This is a genomic window from Niallia tiangongensis (genome assembly GCF_044704065.1).
In the GTDB taxonomy this organism is placed as follows: Bacteria; Bacillota; Bacilli; order Bacillales; family Cytobacillaceae; genus Niallia; species Niallia tiangongensis.
In genome coordinates this window covers 1282181-1298694 of sequence record NZ_CP162613.1, presented here as the reverse complement: position 1 = coordinate 1298694, position 16514 = coordinate 1282181, and the positions used below count along the sequence as shown (strand labels likewise).

General features: G+C 34.6%; 14 protein-coding genes. 3 read left to right on the top strand and 11 right to left on the bottom strand.

All coding sequences use genetic code 11. From position 1 onward, the window contains the following. Positions 1-287: 287 nt before the first annotated feature. From lepB to AB3U99_RS06225, 4 genes are all read right to left on the bottom strand, one after another. Positions 288-842 (bottom strand): signal peptidase I, encoded by a 555-nt coding sequence (gene lepB / locus AB3U99_RS06240; protein WP_400246395.1) that lies wholly within the window; start codon positions 840-842, stop codon positions 288-290. A gap of 39 nt (positions 843-881) precedes the next feature. Beyond that, complete coding sequence (locus tag AB3U99_RS06235; protein ID WP_400246393.1) at positions 882-1502, bottom strand: TVP38/TMEM64 family protein; 621 nt, start codon at positions 1500-1502, stop codon at positions 882-884. A gap of 231 nt (positions 1503-1733) precedes the next feature. Beyond that, positions 1734-2675 carry an LCP family protein gene (locus AB3U99_RS06230; RefSeq protein WP_400246391.1) on the bottom strand — a complete coding sequence of 314 codons (942 nt, stop codon included), beginning with the start codon at positions 2673-2675 and terminating at the stop codon, positions 1734-1736. A 409-nt stretch (positions 2676-3084) separates the two neighbouring features. Beyond that, positions 3085-5070 carry a S9 family peptidase gene (locus tag AB3U99_RS06225; RefSeq protein WP_400246389.1) on the bottom strand — a complete coding sequence of 662 codons (1986 nt, stop codon included), beginning with the start codon at positions 5068-5070 and terminating at the stop codon, positions 3085-3087. 253 nt (positions 5071-5323) lie between these two features. Here AB3U99_RS06225 and AB3U99_RS06220 point away from each other — a divergent pair, with 253 nt between their 5' ends. Continuing rightward, the gene (locus tag AB3U99_RS06220) at positions 5324-5689 is read left to right on the top strand and encodes a hypothetical protein (RefSeq protein ID WP_400246387.1); all 366 of its coding nucleotides are present in this window, start codon (positions 5324-5326) and stop codon (positions 5687-5689) included. Between the two features lie 26 nt (positions 5690-5715). Here AB3U99_RS06220 and AB3U99_RS06215 read toward each other — a convergent pair whose 3' ends face one another. Beyond that, positions 5716-6303 carry a competence protein ComK gene (locus AB3U99_RS06215; RefSeq protein ID WP_400246386.1) on the bottom strand — a complete coding sequence of 196 codons (588 nt, stop codon included), beginning with the start codon at positions 6301-6303 and terminating at the stop codon, positions 5716-5718. 190 nt (positions 6304-6493) lie between these two features. On the opposite strand from AB3U99_RS06215, the gene AB3U99_RS06210 reads away from it, so the two are divergent. After that, the gene (locus tag AB3U99_RS06210) at positions 6494-6724 is read left to right on the top strand and encodes an IDEAL domain-containing protein (RefSeq protein ID WP_400246384.1); all 231 of its coding nucleotides are present in this window, start codon (positions 6494-6496) and stop codon (positions 6722-6724) included. A gap of 332 nt (positions 6725-7056) precedes the next feature. On the opposite strand, the gene AB3U99_RS06205 is transcribed toward AB3U99_RS06210, so the two are convergent. From AB3U99_RS06205 to hemE, 6 genes are all read right to left on the bottom strand, one after another. Next, positions 7057-8334 (bottom strand): M48 family metallopeptidase, encoded by a 1278-nt coding sequence (locus AB3U99_RS06205; protein ID WP_400246383.1) that lies wholly within the window; start codon positions 8332-8334, stop codon positions 7057-7059. Positions 8335-8733: 399 nt separating this feature from the next. Further along, the gene (locus tag AB3U99_RS06200) at positions 8734-9723 is read right to left on the bottom strand and encodes a lipoate--protein ligase (RefSeq protein WP_400246381.1); all 990 of its coding nucleotides are present in this window, start codon (positions 9721-9723) and stop codon (positions 8734-8736) included. Between the two features lie 247 nt (positions 9724-9970). Further along, positions 9971-12190 carry a YhgE/Pip family protein gene (locus AB3U99_RS06195; RefSeq protein ID WP_400246379.1) on the bottom strand — a complete coding sequence of 740 codons (2220 nt, stop codon included), beginning with the start codon at positions 12188-12190 and terminating at the stop codon, positions 9971-9973. 61 nt (positions 12191-12251) lie between these two features. Next, entirely contained in the window at positions 12252-12842 is a 591-nt protein-coding gene (locus tag AB3U99_RS06190; protein ID WP_400246377.1) for a TetR/AcrR family transcriptional regulator, read from the bottom strand. Positions 12843-13156: 314 nt separating this feature from the next. Continuing rightward, positions 13157-14101, bottom strand: coding sequence for a ferrochelatase (gene hemH / locus AB3U99_RS06185; RefSeq protein ID WP_400246375.1), 945 nt, complete (start codon positions 14099-14101; stop codon positions 13157-13159). 68 nt (positions 14102-14169) lie between these two features. Then, entirely contained in the window at positions 14170-15228 is a 1059-nt protein-coding gene (gene hemE / locus AB3U99_RS06180; RefSeq protein WP_400246373.1) for a uroporphyrinogen decarboxylase, read from the bottom strand. 740 nt (positions 15229-15968) lie between these two features. Between hemE and AB3U99_RS06175 the strand changes: the two genes are divergently transcribed. After that, complete coding sequence (locus AB3U99_RS06175) at positions 15969-16487, top strand: antibiotic biosynthesis monooxygenase (protein ID WP_400246371.1); 519 nt, start codon at positions 15969-15971, stop codon at positions 16485-16487. Positions 16488-16514: the final 27 nt, after the last annotated feature.

Below are 16514 nucleotides of genomic sequence, written 5' to 3'. Positions count from 1 at the left end.
CCTCCCTTTCTTCCTAATTCTTTATATGTACATAACATCATATCATAGAAACACACGTTTCCATAGAAAAGCGCTACTGGATAATTTTTCTCTTCCTTTAGTAATCACGATACACTGGACTCGTGAGGAAATGAGGAATGTGGAAATCACACAGTCAAGCCAAAAATCCTCATTACTCCTCATCAAATCATGTGTCCGTGTGCTGCGATCACCTGACTTTTTAACAACTGGAAACAACATAACGAAAAAAAGAACCCAACTTTGAGTTCTCATTTCATCCACCAAACCTAAAAGGAAAATTGAATTTCATTAAATGGCCAATAACGCAAGCTAACTTTTCCAACTACTTGATCAATGGAAATGAACCCGAAATGGCGACTATCCCAACTTCCTAATCGATTATCCCCTAATACAAATAATTTCCCTTTTGGAACCGTAGCCTCCCCAGTGATTTCTTCTAACGTAAAATTCCCGGTTAGCCTTCCGGATGAAACTTGTTTCCGATAATCATTTAGGAATGGCTCCTCATACTTCTTCCCATTTATAAATAGATGGTCATCTCTATATTCTACTTTATCTCCAGGGATGCCAATTACTCGTTTCACATAATCATCATTTTCATTTGCATGAAAAACAATAATATCAAAGTGATCAAAATCAGTCATTTTATAACCAACTTTATTAACAACTAATTTGTTTCCGTCCTGTAATGTAGGCATCATCGATTCGCCTTCCACTACATAATTGGAGAAGAAAAAAGCACGAATTATAACAAAGATGATAATCCCGATAGCAAATGCCTTTAACCATTCTATGCTTTCTTTCTTTATAGCTTCTTTCAACCTCTATCTCCTCCAAACAAAATTTACAGACCATCTTTTCTAATGGCTTCTCTCTTTCTCATCAATTCCTGCATTATTCATTTTTATCTCGATTCGTTTCCCAATAAACCAAAGAATAAAGATGGTTATCACAACAGGTATTGTACGTAATGGCTGCGTAATCATTGATTTCAAGTCATAGCCAATAAAGCTAATCGTAATAATCATAACTAGTTTACCTGCAATAACTGCAAGCACATATTGGCTCGTACTAATTCTAGATAAACCGGCCACTATATTTACTAGTGCAGAAGGTGTAAACGGAAAACATAGTAATAAGAACAACGGACCAAATCCATGTCTCTCAATCCAGATTATTGGTTTCTGCACCTTTTTATGTTTTCTTAAAAAGCTAAGCAGTCTTTTTTTTCCATATTTTCGGATAATCGAAAAAACTAGCAATGCACCTAAGATTGTTCCAGCCCATGAATATAAAAATCCCAGCCAAAATCCAAATGCATTTACATTAGCCATAATAAAAACAAAAAGTGGCAAAAAAGGGATAAACGCCTCTATCATTGGCAATAAAATCCCTGGCAATGGTCCGAAAGAGCGATAACTGTCAATTAATTCCATTATATTTTCAAGCGTAAACCATTCTTTAATTAAGTTCATATCCATGAGCACAAAACCCCTTGTATAACTTACGCATCTTTTCGTATGTGTATTCTTTTTAATTACGACTGTTTTCGATGAATCCACTTAAAACACAAGGAGCCTTAATACCATTCCCCTTATATTAGAATAAATTTTGCTTATAGCATTTGCTCAGCAAAAAAATCCATCTGACTATTCCATTTTAATTCATGTATTACTGCGGAAATATAAAGCATATGTTAAAAAACATTCCATTTATTGTGCTAAAAATTCTTTTATCGCTGTTTTATTCGCTTCTAAATCGACAGATAAGACGGCAGCTCCATTAACTCGCATATCTTGGAAACTTCCATCTATCGGAACTCTTAACGACTCTACCTCATGATTTTTTGAAGTCAATAATTCTTTCCCGATAAACAGCATATCCCCTGTTTCCATGCTCGTATTAATGTAAGGCATTATTACCCCTGCAAGTTTTGGCAGCTTAGCAAATGTCTGTACAGCAGAAACTTGATTAGCAAGTGCTTGCAATGTTTTTTGTTGTCTTGCTACTCTTCCGAAATCAGATTCTGCATCATGGCGGAAACGGACATATCCTAATAACTGCTTTCCATTTAAACGTTGCAATCCCGGCTCTAACGTAACGCCAATATTTTTAGACATTTGCTTTTCCACATCGATTTCCACACCCTTAGGAAATGCTTCATCAATTACCGCTTCAAATCCTTCAAAATTGATAATCGCATAATATTGCAAATCTATATCAAAATTTTGTTTGATTGTTTGCCTTAAAAGCTCAGGACCTCCGAGAGTATAAGCGGTATTAATTCTGCCTTGACTATATCCGGGTATATCCACATACATATCTCGCATTAAAGATACGATCTTATATGTACCTTTATCAGGATGATATTGGGCAATCATTATTGTATCTGTTCTAGACTGCTTTTCTCCTTTGCGCTGGTCACTTCCAAGTAAAAGAATATTTGTTCCACCGCTACTATCCTTTTCCCCATTAAATTCATATTTAATCTCGTCTACGCCTATCTTCCCCAACGACTGCTTTTCTCCTTGCTTAAATTGAAAAATACTATACCCGCCTGCAAATAATATAAATAGAATTAGGAATAGAAAGAAGACTCTTCCTTTGCGTAATTTCCTTCTTTTCTTTCCTTTTCTATATTCCGCTCTCCCCATTTCTTTTAATCCTTTCCTTATCCAAAATCTTGTTTATTTTTCTGATTTTCATTACTATCAAGTGTAACCTTTGTATAAAAATATAGACCTTCCTTTTCTATGTAAAATCCTGCTCGCTATCGAACTCCTTAATTTCTTAATGGTTAACTTTCTTTTTACTATCATATCAAAAAAAGTTCTTTTCTACATTTTTTTCTTGCTTAAAATTACATTACAGGGTAACATTGTACTTTTTCTGTTTATTCACCTCCTCACACTTCACTATTTTTCAAGGTTAATCTTAAAAATGAGGCGTTCCATTTCGCTTCAGACATTTCCTTGCCACTCTCCGTTTTTAGAATAATATTCAAAAAAAAAGAGGGTACCAGTTTATAACAGATGGCACCCTCTTTCATTGATTCCTGATTCCTTATACGTATTCCAAAAACCAATTGTTAATATAGGTTAGTCTTTCTATTCTCAGTGTAGGTTTTCCACCTCTTGAAAGTTCATGATTCGATTCTGGAAAACGGACAAATTTCGTTTCTTTTTTCTGAACCTTTAAGGCAATGAATAATTGCTCAGCCTGTTCAATTGGACAACGATAATCCTTTTCACCATGCAATATAAGCAGCGGTGTTTGAATATTATTTACATAGGCTAATGGAGAGTGCTTCCACAATGTTTCTATATCATTTAAGTCTGCTTTTATTTGCCAATCAGTAAAGTAATAGCCTATATCACTAACCCCATAAAAACTAATCCAATTTGAAATGGAGCGCTGTGTAACTGCTGCCTTGAAACGATCCGTATGCCCGACAATCCAGTTTGTCATGAAGCCGCCATAGCTCCCTCCTGTAACACCTAAACGAGAAGCATCGATAAAGTCAAATGTCTCTAAGCAATAATCCACAGCATCCATAATGTCTTCATAATCCTTGCCTCCATAATCTCCACGTACAGCATCTACAAATTGCTGTCCATAGCCATGACTTCCTCTCGGATTAATAAATAATACCGCAAAGCCATTGGAAGTTAGTGTTTGGAATTCATGGAAATAAGAATTAGCATACATCGCATGGGGTCCCCCATGAATCTCTAATACCATTGGATATTTTTCGCCCTCTTTAAAGTCTTGTGGCTTCATTAACCACCCATGCAGCTCCCAGCCATCTCGAGAATTAAATTGTAATGGCTCAGCTTCTGAAAATGCATGTGTTTCAGCAAATACTTTATTTACATCGGTAATTTGCTGAACCACTCCTGTCTCTAAATTCAGCGTGTATAAATCTCCTGGATGTGTAGGTGTACTAATGGCTACAACCGCTCTTTTTAAACTTCCTCCAGTTGATAACCCGTATACATGATAATTATCAATAAGGGACGGATAGATTGCACCTGAAATATTCCCAAAATAAACAACGGTATTTCCATGGTCAGTTCCTAAAAAAGTAAAGCTTTCATTATCTTCTCCCCATAGTATGCCAGGTGTTACGGATCCCTGTTGAAAATCTCCGATTGCATAATCCCCAACATTTACATCCCATTCTGGTGTCAAGCATTGTAGAAAATCAGATTCTAAATCATATACCCATATTTTTGACAGAGTGGCATTCTCGTATTCTCTACCACTTCCTATCAAACCTAATCTTTTGCTATCAGGTGTCCAAGTTACTTTTCCATATGAGCCATTGCTTTCTGTAACCTTCTTCCAGCTCTCTTCTTTTCTATTATATAGATAAATATCAGCGATAAAGCTAAAATCCTTTTCATTACTTTCATCTGCACTAATTGCTATGTATTGTCCATCAGGTGACCAGCTTTGCAAATAATAATTATTTTCTCCTGATGTAAGTTGCTCCATATCGCCACTTTCTATATTTAATATAGCAATATGATCATAGCTTCCATCCCAAAAGCCCTTCCCATCCGATTTATACTTCATATTAGTTACTTCTAACGCAGTTACCTTTTCCTCTTTCTCTTCCCTTACATTTTCTTTGTCTTCTACTGTTTCTCCAGTTTTCAAATTACATTGAAAAGCAATGTCCTTGCCATCGGGGGACCAAACTGGATTACTTACTCCATTCGCTAAATACGTAAGTTGTTTTGCTTCCCCACCTTGCTTGCTTAATAAAAATAATTGATTTTTCCCAGATCGATTAGAAATAAAGGCAACTTGTTCTCCATTTGGTGACCATCTTGGCGAATGGTTTCGATTTTTCCCAAATGTCCATTGAGTGGTCTCAAGTGTATCTAGATCCTTATAAAAAATATTGGAATAATACTTATCGGTCTCTTTACAAATGGAGGTGAGTACATATAAACATCCTTGTCCTTTTTCATTGACCTGAGGATCGACCACAGATTTTAATTCATACAAAGCTTCAGCATCTATTCTTTTACTTTCTTTCATTTCCATCTTCCTTCCCTATTTAAAGTAACTATATATTTCGACAACTGAAATACTTTCCCCTCTTTCTCTGTCTTTTTTCTTCTAAAAAATTTTTTCAGAATACAGCATTTAAATCCAGCTTTCTAAATTTACATTTAATATCCCTTCCAGTTACCGTGAAAAATACAATGATCAACTTGAAAATAGCAGCCAAAACAGGTATTATCAAATAAGAACAATTGTTCCATTTTATAATAAAGAAGGGGTAAAGATTATGACTCGAATTCCTGAAACAGAAAGGGATATTATGGAAAAGGCTATTTATCTTCCTATGCTTTTAACTATACTTAATCGGGATCTGCAGGTCATCAAAATAAGTAATTTTAAATTAAAACAACCTTATATAGACCTTATAGAAAATACAATGAATGCAGTACAATCGGAGTTGAAAAATACGAAGAATTATATGTATAAGCATGCTATGAAGATTCAAGAAGTAAATCGTGATGAAGCATTTACCATGTTTTTGTTTATTTACAACGGTTATGAGGAATATCATAATTACTTTAACCCACGTCTTCGCAATAAAGTTCAGGAACTATTAGAATATTATTTATACAAAAGGTTTACTATCAGTTAACAAAAGTATATAAATAAAACTCCTTTTCAATTGCTATCCGATTTACTCCATTTCTTTTTATATTTCATTTGGTTTTCTGCCAGTTCTATCTGTTTATCCATTCCACTTTTATACGTGAGCTTAGGATTCATACTTGCTTCATAATTATAATGTTGCAAAGTTTTATACGAATTTGTCCTCCGTATTTGATTTCTCAGAGTATAGATAGAAATCCCGATTTCAATCTTTTGCGAATTTTGGAAGGTGATTCTTACTTTGGACGCTTCTATTTTTTTAATATCAAGAATATGATGAAGTGAAATCCATGCACAGTTTTGATTTCTCGGAGAATGAGTAGGAAAAAAATAAACAGAATTATATTGATCAATTACAATTGGAACCTTATGGTAGTAGGTCATTAATCGACGTGTTCCCTCTCTCCTTCCTTCATAGGAGCTTCCCAGATAACTACAGGTATTTTTAACTATCATTAGCGGGCTAAGCTTGCATAAGAACACATTATTCTGTTCATATATCTTTGAATAGATATCACCGTTAGCTAACTTATAAGGCAGCACTGCGCGCGTGTGATAATTAATACCATAATTATCTACTATTACATATTTTTCTTCCATCAATAAATCACTCCTTTTATTTAGTAAGCTCACCTAATAATAGCACTTTTTACCTAATTAGCCCTCGTGTTTTCTAAATTTTCAGAACATAGACATACTTTATAATCAAATTTCTAAATTTTTTAAAAATAAATTGATAATTATCAAATTCTACCATATAATATTAAAAAGGCATCAGGAGGGAAAGACAATGAATGATAAGTCCTACACTGAGTTTACAAAGTTAAGTGGCCTGAAAAAAAACACAGAAACTTATGTAAAAGACCTCTACATTGAAATACTGCTTTCTGAAATTCAATTAAACAATGAAAAAGCAAGTTTGATGTCCTTGATCGATAAAGCCATTGATGAACGAGATAAAGAAAAATTTAACGAACTAAGTATTAAATTCAACTTATTATGTAAGCGCTTCGGTACATGATGATAACGAGTCCCTAATAATTTAAGGATGTCTCAAAGAGCCTAACCAGCTAGCTGAGTTAAGCTCTTTGAGACATCCTTTATCTTTTGGGTCGCTTTTTCTAAAGAGGCTGGGACAAAACTAAATAGCCAACCTGTAAAGAAGAACAATCAACTATCGCATGGTTGTTCGGGTTTATATTTAGATGGAATACTTATGTCCCAGCCTCTTTAGAATTATTAGTATTGCTGAGCAGATGAATACATACAGACTCGCATTTGGATTAGCTGGACAAAGAAGATTCGCCGTATTCAGGATACTGGTTCGGTTAGTACCCCGCATGTAGACCATCATTATTGCTGCTGATTCTGCAAACGTATGCTTTCCTCTTCTAGCTTACTGATTCTTTCTAGCATTGTCGGATGGCTATAACGGAATATTTTCACTAATAAAGGTGGGTTTACTTCACTCAGCCCCGTTTTTGCTAACTTTTGAAAAGTAACAATACCAGCTTCTGGATCTTCTGTTAATTGGACGGCATAGTTATCCGCCCTTTTTTCCTCATATCTTGAAATTAAATTAGTAACTGGATTTACAGTAAACAGCAACATGGAAATTAATAAAAGTACTAGAGGAAGGGAATGGATATCCTCTACTTTCGATATTTTAAGTGCATGACCCCATCTATGCACAATCCAGTGCATTAATTTATAAACAAAATATAAACCAAACAAAGAAAAGAATAAGGAAATACCTATTCCAATATAAATGTGTTTTTCTACATAGTGAGCCATTTCATGTGCCATGACAAACAAAATCTCATCATTCTCTAACTCCTTTAAACTCGTATCCCATAGTACAATTCTCGCATTGCTTCCAATCCCTGTAACATATGCATTTAGTGCACTAGTTTTATCTGACATATTCACTTCAAAAACATGATTGGCAGGTATATTCGATGCACTCGCTAGCTTCAATATTTCAGCCTCTAATGCTTTATCCTTTAAAGGTGTGAAATCATTATAGAGCGGATCAATAACGACCGGCTGGATAAATGTGAGAAATAATGTAAACGGAATAGATAAAAGCCATGCATAAAGCCACCATTTCTTTTGACTTTTTCTCATAAGCCAATATAAGACGATGACAATGAGATACAAAATAACATAATTCACCCAAAAATCAATCAATTCATCCTTCATCCAAGAAGGAAAGCTTTGTGTAGATATATGATAGGTTTTTGATAAGGAATAACTGATATAACCAAGAGGAAATGTCATAAAAAATGCTGTTAAATTCAGCCAAAATAAATAAATTGCTGTTTGCAGCGGCTTATATTTAGCTGACGACTCTCCCCATTTTTTAAATGTTTTTGAAAAACCAAATAACAAAATAAATAAGTATAGAAGCCATTCAAATGGTGTAGAAATAAAAAACAAGAAATTTCTTACCCGTGAATATTCCTCACTTAATACCAATTCTCTGCTATTTAGAAAAGTACTTGGATCGGCTTTAGACCCCTGAAATTCAAATGGCAAAGTTGGACTAGTGTATTGAAATAAATACCAATAAAAAAACAAGCCGTATAACACATAGGCAACTACTGCATAAAAACCAATTTTTCTAGTCATAATCTCCCTCCTGCCTAGTACAACCTATTATTAATAAGTAGTCCAAAAAAGAATTTTTAGAACTAAAAGGAGTATTTTTTGCTATTTATTTTGTTTATCTTATTAGTCGTTGGAATCGACATCTGTGTAACACTGTTTTATCAGTTAAACGTAAAAATTTGTCCGTTCCATTACGCCCCAGACAGTTGCTTTCCGCGGGGAGGAAGCTGAGCCTCCTCGGCTTCGCCTGTGGGGTCTCAGCCTTTCCTCTATTTCCCGCAGGAGTCAACTGTCTCCGCCCCATTCTACTCTCACTTTTAAATTAAAGAAATATTATCATTGAAAGAACGTAAAAAAGCATCCTAAATAATAGGATAACCACTATCATTTTAGATGCCTAAAAAATATTTTTCTCTATTATTAATAAATCAATTGCAAAAAATCTTCTTTTGTGACATTTCCAAAATAATGCTTAATGGAAATATCCTCTAATGCTTTTTCTAATTCGGATCGGTCATAGCGGACACCAATAAGGCGTTTTTCAATATCCACTACATCGCCAACACCAAAGAAGTCACCATAAATTTTACAGTTTTTTACAATTCCTTTTGCTACATCAAATCTCACATCAATTTGACCAACTGGGAAACGATGAGAATGTTGCAGATTGAATTTAGGTGATTTTCCATAATTCCAATCCCAATTTTGGTATCTTTCTTTTGATAATTGATGAATTTTCTCCCAATCTTCTGCTGTTAATACATATTCTTGAATATTCTCTTCCCCATCAAAAAGATAGACTAATAGCAGACGACGAAATTCTTCCACCGCTATTCTTTCTGGAAGAAATTCAGTAATGTTCGCCACTCTACTTCTTACAGATTTAATCCCTTTTGATTCAATTTTGTCTTTTTTCACTTTTAATGCGGACACAATATGATCCATTTCAGAATCAAATAACAAGGTACCATGTGTAAACATTCTTCCTCTTGTAGAAAATTGGGCATTACCAGAAATTTTTCTACCTTCTGCAATAAGATCATTACGACCACTTAATTCAGCATTTACTCCCATGCTTTTAAGCGCTTGAACAACAGGCTCGGTGAATTTTCTAAAATTATGGAAGCTATCCCCGTCATCCTTTGTAATAAAGCTATAATTTAAGTTGCCTAAATCATGATAAACAGCACCGCCACCAGACAATCTTCTGACGACATGTATGCCTTTTGATTCTACATAATCGGTATTAATTTCTTCTATCGTATTTTGGTTTTTCCCAATAATGATAGAAGGTTCATTTATATAAAATAAAAGAAAAGTTTCATTTATGTCTAGATTTTTCAAAGCATATTCTTCTATTGCTAGATTAATACGCGGATCTGTAATCCCTTTATTATCTATAAATAGCATAAAAAGACACCCCTTATAATTTTGTAGAATTATATCCTATTTTCCCGAATTTAATTGCCCTTTTATACTATAACGAAAAAACATGAAATAATCACTTCATTTGTACTTTTTTCATAGAATTGGCAAAGTTTATTTAAAGACAGATAAGATGCACAATCAAAAAGCTGCTATTTGGCAGCTTCAAGAATTTCTATCATATACACGTACAATAGATTTTCTATGAAGATACAAAGCAGCAGCTTTCTTATTATTCCGCAGTAACTTCCATGTCATTATTTATATAATGACGTTTGTATTTAAAAATAAAGTAAACAGCTGTACCAACAAAGAACAATATTGGATAAATACCAAGAATCTCTGCATTATACCACATATAGCCAAAATCACCAGTAGATATAACCGCTTTTAAGCCAGCTACTGAATAAGACATTGGTAATAGATTGTGGATATGTTGTAAAACGTTTGGTATTAACTCTAACGGGAATGTTCCCGCACTTGTTGTTAATTGGAAAATCATGATTATTACAATTATAAACCGTCCAGGATTTCCAAACAAAGTAACGAAGAATTGGATAATCGAGAAAAATACTAAACCAGTTAGAACTGTAAATAAGATAAACAACGGCACGCTTTGAACTTCCATACCCAAAATAACGAGCAATACAAAGGAAGCTACTAGCGCCTGCAAGACACCCACTCCTACTAGAATGATTGTTTTGCTTAAAAACCAACGAATACCACTTTTTGGTTGGCCTTCTGGTTCTGCAAAGGAGAAGACGATAGATAACATTAAGGCACCAACAAATAGTCCAAGTGAGATAAAATATGGAGCTAATCCCGTTCCATAGTTTGGAACATCTGATACCTTTTCTTGATCAACTAAAATTGGCTCCGCAATCATATCATAGGTTTTTTCATCCGAATGAATCGAACTTGCTTCCTCCGCTCCATCGGATAATTTAGAAAAAAGCTCTTTACTACCACCCAATAAGGAAGAAGTTCCGTTTACCAATTCCTTTGAACCGTTTTTCAGCAAATTGGTTCCATCTGATAAAGCCGTCGAGCCTGTTGCAAGTGTATTCATTCCTGTTAGTAATGTATTCGCACCTTCAGCTAAATTAGAAGACCCATCGACAGCTTTTGAGAATTCTGAGGCATACTGATTCATTCCAGATACAAATTGTTCTTGACCAGCTACCTGCTGCTTTACCCCATTTTCCAGCTTGGAGCTACCATCACTTAACTGACTGACACCTGTTTGAAGCTGTTTTTGACCTTCGTTTAATTCAGTAAGACCATTTGAAAGGCTTACTCCACCTTCTGCCAGCTGGACTGCTGCTTGGCTCAAAGCCTCTGTATTTGTAGCAATAGACGAACTACCGTCCACCAAGCCTTGAATTGCTGCTATTAACTGCTGCTGATTTTCTTCCGGTAATCCTTGTAGCATCGGCATAATCGAATTTATTGTTTCCTGTAAGGTTTTAGCACCTTCACTCCATTGATTTGCACCAGCAGCTAATTGTTCTGATTTATCACTCCATTCAGCTAAACCTTGCGATAAAGTATCTGAACCTGTTTGAAGCTGATTTGCCCCTTCTATTAGGGAAGGTATATTCGCTTTAACTGTATTGATTCCATCCTTCGTTTGAGAAACGCCATCCAGAATGGATTGATCCCCTGCTCGCAATTTCTGTGCCGCAGTACTTAAATCCCCTTGTGCGGATTGCAGCTCAGATAACCCTTTATTCAAATCCCCAGCACCATCTGCTAGCTCTTTCACTCCATCATTTGCACTATTTACACCATCAGAAAATTGAATTGACTTTTCAGCAAGTGTTTCTAAGTTTTTATAAACTTCTTCTGTGCCAGATTTAATTTTATCGGTTCCTTCTTCTAAATCCTTCGCACCAGAGCTTGCCGTTTTTAAGCCATCTGACATTTCTGTAATGTTTTCAAAAATAGATTCAGCATAGGTTTCCGTCACTTCTTTACTTACACCTTGCTTTATTTTTTCAATTGCAGAGTTCCCTATTTGAGAAGAAATAAAGTTATAGCCTGGATTAGAGACATATTTCAAATCTAATTTCTGTGGATTATCTTCAAGCAAGGTCGTCGCATTTTTCGAAAAACCCTTTGGTATCTCTATCAGCATATAATACTTTTGCTTTTCTAAATTTTGATAAGCCGTTTTTTTATCGACAAAAATAAAATTAAAATCTTCGCTGTCCTTCAAATTTTCCACTAAATCGTTACCAATATCTAATGATTTCCCGTTCATTTCTGTCCCAGTATCTTCATTAACGACTGCAACAGGCAATTTATCTAAGTTTCCATAAGGATCCCAGAACGCCCATAAGTAGATGCCAGCATATAATATTGGAATAAATACAATAGCAATAACAGAGACCAGCATCATTTTATTTTTAAAAATAGAGGACAGCTCTGCCTTTAATAAACTTTCTTTCATGTTATTCCCCTCCATTTTTTCAATAACTCCATTACTCTTTTCATTTACTTTCAAATCCCCTTTACTTAGAATCTAGGGAATTGCCTGATAATCCATAAAATAAATGCATTTCTAAACTAGAAGCTATTTCCTCTGCGCTTAGAGGCGGGTGATTTTTCTCCCACTCAAAAATTAACGCTAAGTATACTTTAAAGATGATAAAGGAAGTCAATTCCGCATCCTTTATTTGAATTTCCCCTTTATCTACTGCCTCTTGCACACGTATTTTCATATAATTTAATATGGCATTTTCTAAATGGCTAATAACTTCCTTTACTTCTAAAGTACCGATTTCTCGTTGCTCTTGAAAAAGTTTAACCGTCAATTGATGTTCTTTACGGTACTCAAGCATATTCATCAATGCACGATGGACATTTTCCATAAACGTAGAGGATGGATCAAATGATTCATCTGCTCGTTCCTTCATTTCTGCTATCAAATCATTAATGATTTCGTAAAAAAGCTCTTCCTTATTCTTAAAAAAAGTATAGATTGTTCCTTTTCCTACGTTTGCGATTTTAGCGACATGATCCATGGTAGTTGCTTTATAGCCGAACATAGAAAATGACTTTGTTGCTGCTTCTAAAATAAGCTTCCTACGATCAACAGTCATATATCCCACCTCTTTCTTAATAGCGCTATTTTCCATATGTAAGAAGAAAACAAAGCACCAGTCTTTTTCTTTTCATTATTAATTGACTTTATCTATTCTCCATTGCGCTCTGATCATAAATAATAAGCAAAAATATTTTTATGAAGACCACCTATATCACAAAACTGACCGAAATAACATTCCGGTCATTTAGTACAAAGAAGAATATATCACAGTGTTAAGCTGCTTGCAACAAAAGAAACCAAGCGATTTTCGTAAAAATCACTTGGTTCCGTTTACAATATAATAATGTCAAGAAAAAATATATTTTTGACTTATCCTTTAATAGGTAAAGTAATTTCTTTTAATACCGCTGTTGCTAATACATCAATAAATTCTGGCTGTGCGTTCGGCATTTTTGGTCGATAATAACTTGCACCAACTTCTTCCGTAACTACCAGGCATTCATAGTCATTGTCATATAAAACCTCTAAATGTTCTGCAACAAATCCAACTGGAACATAAACAAATGCTTTATATCCATATTTATCGTGTAAATCTCTTGTTAAATCCTGAACATCTGGTCCAAGCCAAGGATCTGGTGTATTACCTGCACTTTGCCAACCTAGATAATAAGTAGAAATTCCTGCCCCTTTTGCAATTAAATCTGCTGTTTCCTTTAATTGCTCTGGATAAGGGTCTCCATATTGAAGAATTTTTTCTGGCAAGCTATGTGCAGATACGATTAAAGCTGCATTTTCTCTTTCTTCTTGAGACATTTTACCATATGTCTCTTTTAATTGATTCACCCAATAGTTAATAAACTTAGGCTCCTTATACCAACTTTCAATACTATGAATGGTTAAGCCGCCTAGCTTATCCGCTTCTGCTTTTGCACGATTGTTATAAGATTTAATGCTAAATGTAGAATAATGAGGAGCTAGTACAATACTTACCGCTTCTTTTATTCCATCATCATGCATCATCTTTACAGCATCTTCTACAAATGGTTCGATATGCTTTAAGCCCAAGTACATTTTAAATTCAATATCATCTTGAATTTCATTAAGATGTGCTTCCAAGCCTTTTGCTTGTTCCATCGTAATTTTTGCTAATGGAGAAATTCCTCCAATTGCTTCATAGCGACTCTTTAAATCTTGAAGCATTTCATCTGTCGGCTTTCTTCCATGTCTAATATCCGTATAGTATCTTTCAATATCCTCTTCTTTATATGGAGTTCCGTATGCCATAACTAGAATACCCATTTTTTTACGACTCATTTCATTACCTCTCTTCTTTCCTATTATTTTGTATCTTTAGTTCTTTCTGTATCCTTTTAAAATGATTTTTATTTACCTTCACGCTTGCTTAATAAATCACCAGAATAGTCATGAATAAATCCAGTCAGTCTTTTCAACACAGCTGGATCTACATCCGGGAATACACCATGTCCTAAATTAAAGATAAAGCCAGGAGTTTGAATACCTTGCTGAATAATTGCTTTCGTTCTTTCTTCAATGACGCTCCATGGTGCAAGCAGAACTGCAGGATCCAAATTCCCTTGAACCGCTTTCGTTATCCCCATTTTTCTTGCCTCAGATATAGGTAATCTCCAATCTAGACCAACTACATCAAGGGGAAGGTCATTCCATTCTAGAGCTAAATGACTTGCACCTACTCCATGCATAATTAGTGGTACATTTTCTTCCTTTAACTCTGAAAAAATTCTTTCCATCACAGGCTTAATAAAAATACGGTAGTCTTCCACATTCAATGCGCCAACCCAGGAGTCAAAAATTTGAATAGCACTTGCTCCCGCCTGAATCTGTGCCTTCACATAGGTAATAACCATATCGCCAAGCTTTTCCATAAGAGTAGTCCATGCTTCTGGCTTAGCATACATAAATGCTTTTGTTTTATGATAATTTTTCGATGGACCACCTTCAATCATATAACTAGCAAGGGTAAATGGTGCACCTGAAAAACCAATTAAAGGAACATCTAATTGCTCGGTTGTTAGTAATTTTATCGTGTCAAGGACATACTTAATATCTTGTTCAGGATGTAACATACCAAGTTTTGAAACATCATCCATTGATTGAATGGGATTCTCTATCACTGGTCCAATTCCTGATTTTATTTCAACATCAACACCGATTGCCGGAAGTGGTGTCATAATATCTTTATAAAGTACGGCTGCATCGACATCATACTGATCAACCGGTAATTTCGTAACATACGCACATAATTCTGGCTGATGTGTTATTTCAAATAAAGAATATTTTTCTTTTATTGCTCGGTATTCAGGTTGGGAACGACCAGCCTGTCGCATATACCATACCGGAACATAATCAGTCGGCTGTCCTTTTGCCGCTTTAATAAATGTATCTTTCACTTGTTTGCTCATCCTCTATATGTCCACCCTTCAAAGGTATGTAATGTAATTCTATCTATATTAATCGTTACATTTATTTTATTTATAATCATTATTAAGTTATAATATTTATAAACAATATGCAAGTAAAAAGGATTACTTAGTGGGGAAATATTTAAATAACGTTCCTATTCTTTTCTCACAAGTATTATCCATTCAGAATAAAGTGAAACCTCCGTCAGTGGTCTGCCTCATCCCACTGTTGGTTAGTGGACTAATCAGACCTTTACGGCCAGTTAATCTCCTACCTATCTCCCTCGAATTTCATTAGTAAGAGGTAAAAGTCTTACTAAATTTTAAGAGTGGGATAAAAAGGAATGTCCTAACCTTGACACTCCACTCTTTCGCCTTCCTTTATGTAAAAATATCCATTCTCAATCATGCATATATTTTAATAATATATCTTTTTCACTACCTTTGCATAGATAACTTATCACATTGTCACAATTTAGACATTTTTACCCGAAAGAAACAAATATTACACCTGAAATATTTTTATTTGCTGAAAACATAAATAGATTAAACAGAACAAACTAATGTTAAGCTATACTTATAGTATGAACAAAATCGATGATACAATTAGTCATGAGGAAAACCTAAGGGAGTTTTGTATAAAAGGCTGAGGGCTTTCATTACCAAATTCTTATAATGCCACTTTTCTCTTTTATATCTCAGCTAAAAATATCTTGTCACATAGGATAGGAGGAAGAATAATGAATATCTATCTTACTAGCGGAACATATGATTATCTATGGAAAAAATACGAGAATGAATTTTCAAAAAAAACCTTATTGTTAATGCAAGATACAAATAGTGACAGGGCGATACTGCTTCACGAAAGTCAGAATCCTTCTTTTTTCAAGGAACCAAGAAGCTATGACATTTTATTTACCCATGGAATATTAGAAAACAACGGCTTTATTACGATGAATCATATACCTGTAAGTGAAGAAAATAAACCTGTTTACGAGCATAATATGATGAAATATTTTACATCTAATACAAATAGGGAGATGCAAGCTATTCGATTCCTCCGTCCTAAAAAGGGAGATACTTATATTATCTTTTGTCTATGGGAAGAAAAAGCAAGCTATATTAAGTGGATGCAGCAGCCAGAAAATGCACATGCACCAATCGGAAAAAATGGTGAAAAAAACTGGAATAGTTTGCAGCATTCTATCTTTAATGGCAAACCGTACTTCATGCAATTTACTATTCCAGAGGAAGATTAATCGTAAATAATCCCTGTAGCCTACTGA